The following is a 13858-nucleotide window of genomic DNA, read 5'->3' on the forward strand; positions in this document are numbered from 1 at the left end:
ACGCGTGCGCGTGGCGCGGCCTTCCGGGCGCGCCCCGCCGTTTCCGGCGCTGGGCGCGCCCGTCGTTTTCCGGCGCTAGGCGCGTCCGGCCGTCTTCTGGGTCTTGCGGGAGACGGAGTCGATGATCACGGCGATGAGCAGGACCGCTCCGGTGATCATGTACTGGATCGCGTTCGAGGACAGGTTCATCTGGTTGAGGCCCTGGACGATCGACTGGATGACCAGGATGCCCAGGAGCGCCGACCAGACCTTGCCGCGTCCGCCGAACAGGGACGTGCCGCCGATGACGGCCGCGGCGATGCACATCATGAGCTGGTTGCCGCCGCCGAGGGAGCGGTCGGCGCCGCCGGTCGCGGAGGCGAGGAACAGGCCGCCGATCGCGCCCATGGTGCCGGAGATCATGAAGACCGAGACCCGGATCCAGGAGACGTTGATGCCGGCGCGGCGGGCGGCCTCGATGCCGCCGCCGACCGCGAAGACCTGGCGGCCGTAGGTGGTGCGGCGCAGGACGAAGTCGGTGACGAGCAGGATCACCAGGAAGATCACCAGGGAGAGCGGCAGGCCCTGCTCCTGGTTGAAGCCGTACGCGGCGACGAGGACCAGGACCGCGAGGACGGCGGTGCGCAGGATGATCTCGCTCTGCGGGCGGTGCGGCAGGTCGGCGGCCCTGCGGCGGTGCGCGTCGCGGAACTGGGCCAGGTAGAAGGCGGCGATCACGACGACGGCGAGGCCGTAGGCGGCGGCGACGTCGGAGAAGTAGTACTTCGTGAGGTCGTTGACGAAGCTGCCGATCGGGGTGGAGATGGTGGAGCGCTCGCCCATCACCCAGGTCTGCAGGCCGGCCCAGCCGAGGAAGCCGGCGAGGGTGACGACGAAGGCGGGCACGCCGATCTTGGCGAACACGATGCCGTGGAAGGCGCCGATCAGGGTGCCGGACAGGATGCCGAGGAGGATGGCGAGGCCGTCGGGCATGTCGGTGCCGAGGACGCCCCAGACGGAGCCGGCGAGACCGGCCACGGAGCCGACGGCGAGGTCGATCTCGCCGAGCAGCAGCACGAAGACGATGCCGACGGCCATGATGCCGGGGCCGACCGCGTACAGCGTGATCTGGTCGAGGTTGTACGAGGTGATGAAGTTGCCGGTGAGGGCCTGGAAGACGACGCCGATGACGATGAGGCCGACGACGACGGGCAGCGAGCCGATCTCGCCGGAGCGGATCTTGCGCTTGAACTCCTCGACGTAGCCCTTGAAGCCCTGCTCGCGGACGAGGAGGCGGGGGTCGACGGCGGGGATCGCGGCGGCGGCCGGGGTCTCGGTGGCCGGCGCGTCGGCGTCGGGGGTGCGGGGCTCGGGCACCGCGGCCGGGTCGTTCGCGGTGGGAGGGGTCGTGCTCACTTCGCTACCTCCGCGTTGCGGGCCTGGCGGCGGGTCACGGCGTTGTCCGTGGCACCGGTGATCGCGGCGATGATCTCTTCGTGCGTGGTGGTGGCGACCGGGAAGGTGCCGTTGTTGCGGCCCAGGCGGAGGACGGCCACGGTGTCCGCGACGGCCTTCACGTCGGCCATGTTGTGGCTGATGAGGATGACGCCGAGGCCCTGCTCGCGCAGCCGCTCGACCAGGTCGAGGACCTGTGCGGTCTGCTCGACGCCGAGGGCGGCGGTCGGCTCGTCGAGGATCACGATCTTCGGGTCGCCGACCAGGGCGCGGGCGATGGCCACGACCTGCCGCTGGCCGCCGGAGAGGGCGGCGACGGGGATGCGGACGCTGGGGATGCGGATGGAGAGGGTGGAGAGCAGGTCCTTCGCGCGCTTCTCCATGGCGACCTCGTCGAGGACGCCGCCCTTCTTGATCTCGCGGCCGAGGAACAGGTTGGCGACGACGTCGAGGTTGTCGCAGAGGGCGAGGTCCTGGTAGACGGTCGCGACGCCGAGGTTCTGGGAGTCCTGCGGGCGGGAGATCTCGACCCGCTCGCCCTCCCACTCGATGACGCCCTCGTCGATGGGGTGCACACCGGCGATCGTCTTGACCAGCGTGGACTTTCCCGCTCCGTTGTCGCCGACGAGCGCGACGACCTCACCTGCGTGGACTTCGAGATCGACACCGGAGAGGACCTGGACCGCTCCGAATCGCTTGAAGATCCCGCGCAACGCCAGCACGGGCGTCTGGGACACGTGAACCAACTCCTTCGCCGCCCGCGGACGGCGGCACGTCGCGCCGCCGGTGCAGCGCCAACAAAGTTCTGGGGGGGTGGGCTTCGTCCGGTCCCCGGGCCGACAGCGGGGTCTGGGTCGGCCGGGGACCGGACGGGCTGGGGGAACGGATCCGGGCCCGTCGCCGGACGTCGTACGGGGTTCTTCACCCTCCGTACGGGGGCGGCGGCAGCGCGGCGGACGCCGCCCCGGTCGGGGGACGGCCGGGGTGCCGTGCGCGGCCGGACCGGGATCCGTGGCGCCGGGCCCGCGAGGGCCCGGCGGGGGGACGAGCGGGGGTTACTTGACGCCCAGCTCGGTGCACTTGGCGGCGAGGTCCGCGGTGCAGAGGTCGGCGGCCTTGTAGATGCCGTCCTTGACGACCGTGGTCTGGATGTTGGTCTTGTCGACCACGACCGGCGGGAAGAGCGTGGACGGCACGCCGTCGGTGTCGCCCTGGGCGCCGAGGTCCTTGCCCTGGAGCAGGTTCACCGCGAACTTGGCGGCCTCGGGGGCCAGCTGGAGCGGCGACTTGTAGATCGTGAAGGTCTGCGTGCCGGCGATGATGCGCTGGATGCCCGCGACCTCGGCGTCCTGGCCGCCGACCGGGATGCCCTTGATGCCGGCGTTCTCCAGGGAGGTGACGATGCCGCCCGCCATGCCGTCGTTGGCGGAGTAGACGGCGCCGATCTTGTCCTTGCCGACCGAGGAGATCGCGGCGGACATCTTCTCGCCGGCGACCTTCGGGTCCCACTCGCCGGAGGCCTCGTAGGCGATCTTGCCGACCTTGCCGTCGAGGGCGGTGTGCGCGCCCTTCTTGAACAGGGCGGCGTTCGGGTCCTTCTCGTCGCCGTTGATCATCACGACGTTGGCGGCGGCGGCCTTGTCGCCGAGCGCGGCGAGGAGGGCCTGGCCCTGGAGCTCGCCGACCTTGTTGTTGTCGTGGCTGACGTAGGCGTCGGCGCCCTTGACGGCGCGGTCGTACGCGACGACCTTGACGCCCTTGGCCTTGGCGTCCTTGATCCAGCTCTCGGCCTTGGTGGCGTCCACCGGGTCGAGGGCGATGACCTTGATGCCGTCGGCGATGAACTGGTCGAACTGCTGCTTCTGCTTGACGACGTCGGAGACGGCGTTGTTGTAGACGACCTCGCAGTCGCCGCACGCGGCCTTGACGGCCTTCTCGAACTGGGGCTTGTCCAGGGCCTCGTAGCGCGAGGTCTTGTTCTCGGGAAGGAGCAGGCCGATCTTGGTCGAGCTGCCCTTGTCGCCGCTGTCGTCGCCGCCGGCCTGGCCACAGGCGGCGAGCGAGAGGGCCATCGACACCGCGGCCGTGGCTATGACGGCACGACGCGTCACTGCGTTCATTTGGGGTTGCCTCCCTGACGAGGCCGCGACGTTGCGGCCGAGGTGGCACGAAGTCAACTCGGCCGCAACGTTGACGTCAAGAAGTAAATTCTTAACGAGATGACAACGGTGGTGTTCGTTATCTAAGTGAAGGCAAGCCGGGAGGCCGGGCCGGCGGTCGGCAGCGCACTCTCCAACAGGGTCGAATCGCCCATTTCGCTCAGGACGAGGGCGAGGGCGCCGAGCACCTCGGCGCGCCCGCCGAGGGCCCCCTGGGCCAGCGAGAGCTGCCGGGCGGCACTGGGGATCGCGTACCGCGAGACGGAGTCCCTGATGGGCGCCAGGACCAGCTCCCCGGCCTCGGCGAGGTCGCCGCCGAGCACCACCCTGCTGGGGTTGAGGAGGTTGCAGAGGTTGGCGATGCCGCTGCCGATGTGCCGCCCGACGTCCGCGATCACCCGGCGGCAGCCGGGGTCGCCCTCCCGGGCCAGCTGGACGACCCGCTCCATGGTCAGGTCGGGCCCGTGGCTCGGCTGGAGCAGCGGCAGGACGTAGCGGGCGGCCGTGAAGGTCTCCAGGCAGCCCCGGTTGCCGCAGCGGCAGACCGGTCCCGACTCGTCCAGGGTGATGTGCCCGATCTCCCCCGCGGTGCCGCCGGGGCCCCGGTAGACCCGTCCGTCTATGACCAGACCGGCGCCGACGCCGCTGGCCACCTTGATGTACGCCAGGTCCTTGACGCCCCGGCCGCCGCCCCAGACCAGCTCGCCGAGCGCGCCGAGGTTGGCGTCGTTGTCGACGTGCACGGGGACCCCGAGGCGGCCCGAGAGCTCCTCGGCGGGGTTGATGCCGCTCCACCCCGGCAGGATCGACGTCGAGCCGAGGGTCCCGGAGGAGACGTCGATCGGGCCCGGGACGCCGAGGCCGACGCCGATCACCTTGTCGGGGCCGATGCCGGTGGTCAGGGCGAGCCGCTTGACCAGCTGCTCCGCCCGGTCGAAGCCCTCGGCGGCGGAGGCGTCGACGTCGAGCGGCTCGGCCTCCTCGGCGAGCACCTGGTGGGCGAGGTTGCCGACGGCGACCCGGAGGTGGGTGTGGCCGAAGTCGACCCCGATCACGATGCCGGCGTCGCCGGAGAGCGAGACGCTGCGGGCCCGGCGTCCCCCGGCGGAGGTGGGCGTGACCTCGACGGTGCCGCCGTCCTTCAGCTCCCGCACGATGTTGGAGACCGTGGCGGCGGACAGGCCCGTCGCCCGGGCGATCTCCGCCTGGGTGAGCGAGCCGGCCATGCGCACCGCCCGGACGACCCGTTCGAGGTTGGCCCTGTGCAGAGAAGTCTGCGAACCCGGAGTCTCCATCGACTCACTCACTCCCACCGTTTTCTCCAACATGTGAACTCTAAGGGGACGCTTTCGCCTTGGTCCCCGTCAAGACCTTGAGTGACGGAGGTGAGGGTCACACGGTGTTCGCGCCGGGTTTCCCCGGGCGTCCCCCGGGGTCCCGGACGACCGGAAGGGCCCCCGGCGCGCGGTGCGCCGGGGGCCCTTCGGGAGCGGTGGCGGGGCGGGTGCGGCCCCGGGGGTCACTTCACGGCGCCGGCGGTCAGACCGGCCACCACCTGCCGCTGGAAGACGATGTACGCGGCGAGGACCGGGAGCATGGCCATCACCAGGCCGGCGAAGAGTCCCGACCAGTCGCCCTTGTAGCCCTGGCTCACCGCGAGCTGGACGAGGCCCTGCGAGAGCACCTTCCGCTCCGGCTCGGTGTTGAGCACGGTCGGCAGCAGGTACTGGTTCCACTGCCCGAGGAAGTTGAAGATGCCGACGCTGATGAGGCCGGGCTTGGCCATCGGCAGCATCACCTGGAAGAAGGTCCGGGTGTGCGAGGCGCCGTCCACGAAGGCCGCCTCCGCCACCGAGGTCGGCAGGGTGCGGAAGAAGGCCGTGAGGAAGAAGACGGTGAACGGCAGCGAGTACGCGATGTAGACGAGGATCAGGCCGTGCAGCGTGTTGAGCAGGGCCATGTTCTGCATCACGTAGAACAGCGGCACGAGCGCCAGGATGATCGGGAAGCTCATCCCCCCGATGAAGAGGAAGTAGATGAAGCGGTTGCCCGGGAACTCGAAGCGGGCCAGGACGTAGGCCGCCATCGAGCCGAGGAGGAGCGTGCCGAGCAGCGAGCCGCCGACCACCAGGAGGGTGTTCAGGAAGTAGTCGCTCATGTGCGCCTCGGTCCAGGCGCGCGACCAGTTCTCGAAGTGCAGCCTGTCGGGCAGCGCCCACGGGGAGGTGAAGATCGCCCGGTCGGTCTTGAAGGAGGTCATGACCGCCCAGAGCAGCGGCATGATCACCATGATCGCCCAGAGGATCAGGATGCCGTGGGAGAAGACGTTGAGGGCGGCGCCCTCGCCCTTCGGCTCCTTGCGGGGCGCGGGGGCGGTCGCCTCGGTGACCACGGGGTCCGGTCCGGCCGGGGAGCCGGGGTTGTCCACTCCGGCGGGGGTCGTGTCGGTGATCTTCATCAGAACTCCAGCCGCTCGCGCCGGCCCAGCTTCATCACGACGGCCGCGAAGGCCAGCGTCACGACGAGCAGGGCGACGCCGATGGTCGTGGCGTAGGCGGCCTGACCGTCCCGGAACGCCTTCTGGTACACGTACAGCGGCAGGACGATGGTGGAGTAGTCGGGCCCGCCGCCGCTGGGACCGACGGTCATGATCTGGACGACGGCGAAGGACTCGGCGCCGAGGGCGAGGATGCCCATGTAGATCCACCCGGACTGCACGGTGTCCCAGAGCAGCGGCAGGGTGATCCGGAAGAAGGTGGTGAAGCGGCTCGCGCCGTCGAGCAGGGCCGCCTCGTAGAAGTCCCTCGGAATGGACGCCATGCCGGCCGAGAAGAGGACGACGAAGAATCCGACGGTGGACCAGACGAGGACGACCATCACGCAGATGAGGGCGAGGTCCGGGTCTCCGAGCCAGTCCGGCTGGACGCCGCCGAGACCGACGCCCTTCAGCACGGAATTGATGGCACCGCTGTTCGGGTTGTACGCGAACTGGAAGAGCAGCGCGACGATCGCGATCGACAGCACCTGCGGGAAGAAATAGACGATCTTGTAGAAGGACGACCCGCGCACACCGGCGACGGCCGCGCCCTTTCGGCGCCGACCGCCGACATTGAGCATGAAGGCGAAGAACAGTGCGAGGCCGACGGTCACCAGTGGCAGCACCACCGCGAAGGTCAGGCTGTGCTGGAGCGATTTCCAGAAGATCTCGTCGTCCAGCATCCTGCTGTAGTTGCCGAATCCGATCATTCCGAATTCGGGGCTCAGCCCGGTCCAGTCCGTGAAGGAGTAATAGATGGACTGGATGAACGGCCAGATGACGAACAGCGCGTAGAGCGCGAGGGGGGCCGCCAGGAACCCCACGATGAAACGGTACTTGCCGTGTTGCATTTCCTACCGACCCCGATCTTCCCGCGAGGGCGCGCCGCTCGTGCCGCGCGCTAGGGGGCCGGGGCCCGCTCCCGGTCGGCGGGAAGGGGCCCCGGCACTGCTCATCAGTGCTTGTAGTGCTTGATCGAGGAGTCCTTGGCCGCCTCGTCGGCGTACTTCTGGATCTTCTTGATCGTCTCGGCGGGGGTGGCGCGGCCGGCCATCATCTCGCCGATGCCGGCGACGCCGATCTTCTCCTTCTGGAGGGCGACGTACCAGTCCTGGAGGCGCGGGTTGACGACGTTCTGGCCGGCCTTCTCCAGGGCCGCGACGCCGGACTTCAGGCCCGGGGAGAGCTCGATGCCGTCGGTGCCGCCGTTGAGGGCGGTCAGGGACTTCACGGACTGCGTGAAGTTCTTGGAGGAGGCCTCGCTGAGCATGATGCGGAGCTGCTCCATGCCGCCCTCGGCGTTCTTCGCCTTGGCCGGGACGACGAAGGGCTCGCCGCCGGCGGCCCAGATGGTGCCGAACGGCATCTTGTCGGAGGCGTCGAGGCCGGTCGGGCCGGAGACGGCCAGGCCGAAGTCGGCCGGCATGGTCTTCGCGGCCTCGTTCTCGACCCAGGAGCCGTTCGGGATGAACAGCGCCTTGCCCTCGGTCCAGGCGGTCTGCGACTGGATGTGGTCGAGGCCGGGCGTGCCCTTGAGGATGTAGCCCTTCCGGACGAGCTCGTAGTACGCCTCGAAGCACGCCTTGACGGCCGGGTGCTCCCAGGCCTTGGGCTCCAGGTTGTCGATGGCGTCCAGGACCTCGCGGCCGCCGACCTTGCCGATCATCGGGTAGAGCGAGAAGGGGACGTAGTACGGGTGCTTGCCCGCGTACGTCCAGGCGGCGATGTTCTTCTTCTTGGCCTTCTCGCAGACGGCCAGCATCTCGTCCCAGGTCTCCGGGTACTTCGCGTCGAGCGAGTCGAGGAGCTTCTGCGAGTACCAGACGCCGTAGACGGTGTAGGCGTAGTTGAGGATCCAGCACTGCTCGCCGTCGAACTGGCCCATCTCGACGATGCCGGGCCGCAGGGTGTCGCGGACCTTCTTGCTCGGGTCGTCGACGGAGGGCGCGTCGAGCAGCGGGGTGAGGTCCGCGAGCTGCTTCTGGCCGACCAGGACGCCCATGTCCATCTGCTCGGCGCCGGAGTTGTCGATGAGGTCCGGCGGGGTGCCGCCGTTGAAGCGCGGCTGCAGGGTGGTGGTGATCTTCTGGGTCGGGGTGAACTTGACGCTGGCCTTGGGGTAATTCGTCTCGTAGACCTTGATCGCGTCCTTGGCGTACTGCTGTCCGAATCCGCCGTCGAAGAGGACGAAGTCGAGCGGCGCCGACTCGTTCACGCCGAGCGGGTTCTTGTCGGACTTCGTACCCTTCTCGACCTTTCCGTTGCCACCGCTGTCACTGCTCGCACAGGCGGACAGGAACCCCATGGCCGGTACGGAGATCAGACCGATAGCGGCGGAACGCTTGATCAGATCGCGACGGCCGAGGCCCTCATTGGTCTGTGCGGAGGTGGATCCCATGCTCAAGTCCTCGCCTTCATTCAGGACTCATGCGGTGTACCGGTCGCCCGTTCTCAACTCGCCACAGGCGAAGGGCCCCGCCACCGCGGTCATTTGCAGCCGGGTCGTGCACGCGTCGGACCGTCGTCGATGGATACGACGGGCTGGACGCCGACAGGTATAGTCCACTTCCCTTCGCCTGAGCAAGATCGAAAGCAGGTTTCGACGGCCATCTTTCCCGAGTTGAGACCTGCGGGATAAGCAGGCTGGATCTGCGGCGTTTCGTCCAACCATCCGTCCGGCGACACCCTTGACACGGGTCCCGGCCCACCCGTACAGGAGCTCCGGGGACACGGCGTCGAACCGGCCGGCGGGGCCAAGTCCGGCAAGAGCGGGGCCGGTAGGACAAAAGGGGTGGAGGGCCGGGTTCGAAACAGGTCTGTCACAGCCGTCCCTCAAAGGGAGATCTCGTAAGGGTGATCCGGAATCATAGGGCTCCCGCCGCCTTCCGTCCGCGTGACGGGCGCGTCGGGACCTTCCCCTTTTCCTCGGATCTGGAGTACTACGTGGCCAAGACCTCCGGCCTGAACCGCACGGGCATCCTGTCCCGCGTCACCGTCGCCGCGATAACCGCCGCCCTCGTCGGCACCACCACCGCCGCCGTCGCGGCGGACGCGCCGGCCGGCCGTTCCGCCTCCGGCGTCGAGCAGGACGTGAAGGCGGGCGCCTTCACGGCCTCCGGCGTCGCCACGCCGGAGAACGCCCTGTACGGCGTCGACAGCTCGGGCACCATCTGGGGCTACCAGCCCACCGGCGGGGGCGCCATCAAGCGCCTCTCGGAGAACTCCGGCACCGGCTGGAACTACAGCAAGCACATCAACCAGGTCGACGTGTCGGGCGACGGTCACTCCGACGGCCTGTACGACGTCTACAACGGCCGCCTGTACTACACCAAGTGGCGTACCGACCCCCGCGACCTCGGCGGCGGCTGGAGCGCCTACAACAAGATCGTCGCCGTCGCCAACACCGGTGGCGCCCAGGCCGAGGACCTGATCGCCCGGGACTCCTCCGGTGTCCTGTGGCACTACCTGGGCACCGGCAACGGCGGACTGACCCAGCGCTACCGGATCGGCGGCGGCTGGAACGCCTACACGCAGATCGCCGGCAAGGGCGACCTGACGGGCGACGGCAGGGCCGACATCGTCGCGCGCGACGGCTCGGGCGTGCTGTGGCTCTACAAGGGCACCGGCAACTACAAGGCGCCCTTCGGCGGCCGCGTCCGCGTCGGCGGCGGCTGGAACGGCTACAACTACCTCGTCTCCAGCGGCGACCTGAACTTCGACGGCGTCGCGGACCTCGTCGCCCGGGACAAGGCCGGGGCCCTGTGGCTCTACAAGGGGACGGGCAACGCCTCGTCCGCGTTCTCCGGCCGGGTGCAGATCGGCACGAGCGGCTGGAACGGCTTCCGCCTCATGTTCTGACCGCACGGACGAAACGGGCCCCGCTCCTCTTCCGAGGAGCGGGGCCCGTTTCGTGCTGCCTGATGCTACGGCGTCAGCCGCGGATCAGGTTGCGGAGCACGTACTGCATGATGCCGCCGTTGCGGTAGTAGTCCGCCTCGCCGGGGGTGTCGATGCGGACGACCGCGTCGAACTCGACGCCGGTGTCGGTGGTGACCTTCACCGTGCGCGGCGTGGTGCCGTTGTTGAGCTCCTCGATGCCGGTGAAGGAGAAGGTCTCCTCGCCGGTCAGGCCCAGGGAGTCGGCGGACTGGCCCTCCGGGAACTGGAGCGGCAGGACGCCCATGCCGATGAGGTTCGAGCGGTGGATGCGCTCGTACGACTCGGTGATGACGGCCTTGACGCCGAGCAGCGCGGTGCCCTTGGCGGCCCAGTCGCGGGACGAGCCGGAGCCGTACTCCTTGCCGCCCAGGATGACGAGCGGGGTGCCCTGCTCGATGTAGTTGCGGGAGGCGTCGTAGATGAAGCTGACCGGGCCGTCCGCCTGGGTGAAGTCGCGGGTGTAGCCGCCCTCGGTGCCCGGCGCGAGCTGGTTGCGCAGGCGGATGTTGGCGAAGGTGCCGCGGATCATGACCTCGTGGTTGCCCCGGCGCGAGCCGTAGGAGTTGAAGTCACGACGCTCCACACCGTGCTCGGTGAGGTACTGGCCGGCCGGGGTGTCGGCCTTGATGGCGCCGGCCGGGGAGATGTGGTCGGTGGTGACCGAGTCGCCCAGCTTGGCCAGGACGCGGGCGCCCGTGATGTCGGAGACCGGGGTGGTCTCCATCGTCATGCCCTCGAAGTACGGGGGCTTGCGCACGTAGGTGGACTCGGCGTCCCACTCGAAGGTGTCGCCGGTCGGGATCGGCAGCGCCTGCCACTGGGCGTCGCCCGCGAAGACGTCCTGGTAGGACTTGTTGAACATGTCCTCGCCGATGGCGTTGGCCACGACGTCGTTGACCTCGGCCTCGGTCGGCCAGATGTCCGTCAGGTAGACCGGCTTGCCGTCCTGGTCGGTGCCCAGGGCGTCCTTGGTGATGTCCACCTTCATCGAACCGGCGATGGCGTACGCGACGACCAGCGGCGGGGAGGCCAGGTAGTTCATCTTGACGTCGGGGTTGATGCGGCCCTCGAAGTTGCGGTTGCCCGAGAGGACCGAGGTCACGGCCAGGTCGTGGTCGTTGACGGCCTTGGAGACCTCCTCCGGCAGCGGGCCGGAGTTGCCGATGCAGGTGGTGCAGCCGTAGCCGACGAGGTTGAAGCCGACCTTGTCGAGGTACGGGGTGAGGCCCGCCTTGTCGAAGTAGTCGGTGACGACCTTCGAGCCCGGGGCGAGGGTGGTCTTGACCCACGGCTTGCGGGTCAGGCCCTTCTCCACGGCCTTCTTCGCGACGAGCGCGGCGGCGACCATGACGTACGGGTTCGAGGTGTTGGTGCAGGAGGTGATCGCGGCGACGGTGACGGCGCCGTGGTCGATCTCGTAGGTGGAGCCGTCGGGGGCGGTGACGGTGACCGGGTGGGACGGGACCGCGGCGCCGGTGCCCTCGGCGTGCTGCGGGGCGCCCGCGCCGTTCTCCTGGCTGCCGTAGGCGGGGGCGTCGGAGGCCGGGAAGGACTCGACGCTCGCCTCGTCCACCGGGGAGGCGGCGGTGCCGGCCTCGACGGTCGGGACCTCGACGTAGTTGAGGACGTCCTTGGCGAACTGCTCGGCGGCGTTCGCGAGGACGATGCGGTCCTGCGGGCGCTTCGGGCCGGCGATGGAGGGGACGACCGTGGAGAGGTCGAGCTCCAGCTTCTCGGAGAAGTCGGGCTCGGCGGCCGGGTCGAGCCAGAGGCCCTGCTCCTTGGCGTACGCCTCGACGAGCGCGACCTGCTGCTCGGAGCGGCCGGTGAGCTTGAGGTAGTTCAGGGTCTCGCCGTCGATCGGGAAGATCGCGGCGGTGGAGCCGAACTCCGGCGACATGTTGCCGATGGTGGCGCGGTTCGCCAGGGAGGTGGCGGCGACGCCCTCGCCGTAGAACTCGACGAACTTGCCGACGACGCCGTGCTTGCGCAGCATCTCGGTGATCGTGAGGACGAGGTCGGTGGCGGTGGTGCCGGCCGGCAGCTCACCGGTCAGCTTGAAGCCGACGACGCGCGGGATGAGCATGGAGACCGGCTGGCCGAGCATCGCGGCCTCGGCCTCGATGCCGCCGACGCCCCAGCCGAGCACGCCGAGGCCGTTGACCATGGTGGTGTGCGAGTCGGTGCCGACGAGGGTGTCGGGGTACGCCTGGCCGCCCCGGACCATGACCGTGCGGGCCAGGTGCTCGATGTTCACCTGGTGGACGATGCCGGTGCCGGGCGGGACGACCTTGAAGTCGTCGAAGGCGGTCTGGCCCCAGCGCAGGAACTGGTAGCGCTCCTTGTTGCGGCCGTACTCCAGCTCGACGTTCTGGCCGAAGGCCTCCTTGGTGCCGAACTTGTCGGCGATGACCGAGTGGTCGATGACCAGCTCGGCCGGGGAGAGCGGGTTGACCTTCGCCGGGTCGCCGCCGAGCTCCTTGACGGCCTCGCGCATGGTGGCGAGGTCGACGACGCAGGGCACACCGGTGAAGTCCTGCATGATCACGCGGGCCGGCGTGAACTGGATCTCCTGGCTCGGCTGGGCCTGCGAGTCCCAGTTGCCGAGGGCCCGGATGTGGTCGGCGGTGATGTTCGCGCCGTCCTCGGTGCGGAGCAGGTTCTCCAGGAGGACCTTCAGGCTGTAAGGGAGGCGCGCGGAGCCCTCGACCTTGTCCAGCTTGAAGATCTCGTACGACTCGTCGCCCACGCGCAGCGTGCTGCGGGCGTCGAAGCTGTTCGCCGACACGACAGTCTCCTTCATCAATGTGCGCGTACTACCGTCATGCTGCCGCCACGACCCCTCGCGGATCCGTTAAGGTAGGGCTAAGTTAGGTAACCCTTACCGGCCGGGCGGCCACGGTGCGCCGTAAGCAGTTATCTCGATGTCGAGATAACTCTAGTGCATCCCCGTCGTTCGGTCATGCCCGGGCGCCCGATCCGTGGCGGCGAAAGCCGAGCGGTTCTCGCCGAAGGCCGAGGAGTTCCCCGGCCGGAAAATGCTGGGCACGTGATCGCGGTGCGGACCGGCGGGGCGTTCGGACTCCACCGGCCGCTGCGGCATCCGGGGGAAGGACGAGGTCGCCGGCGGGCTCAGTCCGCGCCCAGAAGGGCCGAGGCGAGCATGCCGGTCAGCCAGTCCTCGTAGGCATCGGCGGGCCAGCCGCGGCCGGCGGTGAGCTGGGTGAACAGGTGTGGCCCGGTCAGTGCCCAGCAGGAGTCCGCCAGGCGGGCGGTGTCGGCGTCGGCGGGCAGGGCGCCCGTGTCGGCGAGGTGGGTGACGAAAGCGGTGACGCCGGTCACGCGCTCCTCTTCGCCGAGGGCGAGGACCCGTCCGACCTCGGGGCCGGCCTGGGCGAGGAGCGTGAACAGGGCGGCGAGCCGTTCGTGGACGCCGCGGACGAACGCGGCGTACAGACGGAGTTTGGCGCGCGCGTCGCGCGTCTCGAAGACCTCCTGGAGCTGGGGCCGCTCGGCCATGGTCAGGGGTTCGTCGTCTCCGGCCAGAGTGAGGTCCCACAAGGCCTTGACCAGTCCCGGCTTGCCGCCGAACGCCTTGTAGACGGTCTCGGGCGAGACGCCGGCGCGTTCGGCCACCGCGCGAATGGTGGTGGCCTGGTAGCCGTCGCGGAAGAGCAGCTCCCGGCACGCCTGAAGCACCGCGGCGCGGTTGCGGCGCGCGGCCTGCTTCCGACGTCCCGAGTCGTACGGCCGGCGTGGAGTACCGCTGGGCATCCCGTTCGCCTCCCCA

The 13858-nt window shown here is 69.3% G+C and carries 10 protein-coding genes; 1 reads left to right on the forward strand and 9 read right to left on the reverse strand.

Annotated features, from left to right (window positions below; genetic code table 11):
• Positions 1–75: 75 nt before the first annotated feature.
• The 7 genes from ACIP5O_RS22675 to ngcE all read right to left on the reverse strand — a co-directional run bounded on the left by ACIP5O_RS22675 (position 76) and on the right by ngcE (position 8527).
• On the reverse strand, positions 76–1395 hold the full coding sequence (locus ACIP5O_RS22675; protein WP_401296091.1) for a sugar ABC transporter permease: 1320 nt from the start codon (positions 1393–1395) through the stop codon (positions 76–78).
• A complete protein-coding gene (locus ACIP5O_RS22680; RefSeq protein WP_383317712.1) occupies positions 1392–2171 on the reverse strand; it encodes an ATP-binding cassette domain-containing protein in 780 nt (259 codons plus the stop codon). The genes ACIP5O_RS22675 and ACIP5O_RS22680 overlap by 4 nt, the downstream gene beginning before the upstream one ends.
• A gap of 318 nt (positions 2172–2489) precedes the next feature.
• Positions 2490–3554 (reverse strand): sugar ABC transporter substrate-binding protein, encoded by a 1065-nt coding sequence (locus ACIP5O_RS22685; RefSeq protein WP_401296093.1) that lies wholly within the window; start codon positions 3552–3554, stop codon positions 2490–2492.
• 122 nt (positions 3555–3676) lie between these two features.
• Positions 3677–4888: an ROK family protein gene (locus ACIP5O_RS22690; protein ID WP_401296095.1), complete on the reverse strand. Its 1212-nt coding sequence runs from the start codon at positions 4886–4888 to the stop codon at positions 3677–3679.
• A 224-nt stretch (positions 4889–5112) separates the two neighbouring features.
• Entirely contained in the window at positions 5113–6051 is a 939-nt protein-coding gene (locus ACIP5O_RS22695) for a carbohydrate ABC transporter permease (RefSeq protein WP_401296097.1), read from the reverse strand.
• On the reverse strand, positions 6051–6980 hold the full coding sequence (locus ACIP5O_RS22700; protein ID WP_401296099.1) for a carbohydrate ABC transporter permease: 930 nt from the start codon (positions 6978–6980) through the stop codon (positions 6051–6053). Before ACIP5O_RS22700 ends, ACIP5O_RS22695 begins: the two co-directional genes overlap by 1 nt.
• A 104-nt stretch (positions 6981–7084) precedes the next feature.
• Positions 7085–8527 (reverse strand): N-acetylglucosamine/diacetylchitobiose ABC transporter substrate-binding protein, encoded by a 1443-nt coding sequence (gene ngcE / locus ACIP5O_RS22705; protein ID WP_401296101.1) that lies wholly within the window; start codon positions 8525–8527, stop codon positions 7085–7087.
• Positions 8528–9072: 545 nt separating this feature from the next.
• On the opposite strand from ngcE, the gene ACIP5O_RS22710 reads away from it, so the two are divergent.
• Positions 9073–9987, forward strand: a complete 915-nt coding sequence (locus ACIP5O_RS22710) for an FG-GAP repeat domain-containing protein (protein ID WP_401296103.1) — start codon at positions 9073–9075, stop codon at positions 9985–9987.
• Positions 9988–10060: 73 nt separating this feature from the next.
• Here the strand turns inward: ACIP5O_RS22710 and ACIP5O_RS22715 are convergent, their stop codons facing one another.
• Both ACIP5O_RS22715 and ACIP5O_RS22720 read right to left on the reverse strand, forming a co-directional pair.
• On the reverse strand, positions 10061–12856 hold the full coding sequence (locus ACIP5O_RS22715; RefSeq protein WP_401296105.1) for an aconitate hydratase: 2796 nt from the start codon (positions 12854–12856) through the stop codon (positions 10061–10063).
• A 344-nt stretch (positions 12857–13200) separates the two neighbouring features.
• Positions 13201–13842, reverse strand: coding sequence for a TetR/AcrR family transcriptional regulator (locus ACIP5O_RS22720; protein ID WP_401296107.1), 642 nt, complete (start codon positions 13840–13842; stop codon positions 13201–13203).
• Positions 13843–13858: the final 16 nt, after the last annotated feature.

The sequence above is a fragment of the Streptomyces sp. NPDC088915 genome (genome assembly GCF_044749825.1).
Taxonomy (GTDB): Bacteria; Actinomycetota; Actinomycetes; order Streptomycetales; family Streptomycetaceae; genus Streptomyces.